Annotated in this window: 1 protein-coding gene; it reads left to right on the top strand. The window is 77.4% G+C overall.

Annotation, left to right across the window (positions count from 1 at the left end; all coding sequences use genetic code 11):
• A partial coding sequence (locus MJ643_RS31220; protein ID WP_247727389.1) for a hypothetical protein occupies nt 1-239 on the top strand: 239 nt, incomplete at both ends.

Raw genomic sequence — 239 nt, 5'->3', positions numbered from 1 at the left:
CGACCGCCGTCGGCGCGGTCGAGGTCTCCGCGGGACGGCTCGACCTGGTGATGCTGCCGGTCGTCGTGGCGGTCGCCGCGGCGAGCCCCTCCGCGGTGCTGCAGTGGATCTCCACCAGCCGCCACACCGGGAACACCGCGGCCGCGGCCCGTCGGATCGAGGCGATCCTCGAGGCCGAGCCGCTGGTGGACCCCGTCCCCGGCGTCCACCCGGTCGTCCCGGCCGCGGAGCCCGGCATC

The sequence above is a fragment of the Pseudomonas sp. PNPG3 genome, assembly GCF_023093815.1.
GTDB classification, from domain to species: Bacteria; Pseudomonadota; Gammaproteobacteria; order Pseudomonadales; family Pseudomonadaceae; genus Aquipseudomonas; species Aquipseudomonas asiatica.
The sequence above is the reverse complement of the archived record's forward strand: the minus strand, read 5'-3'. Positions and strand labels throughout refer to the sequence as shown.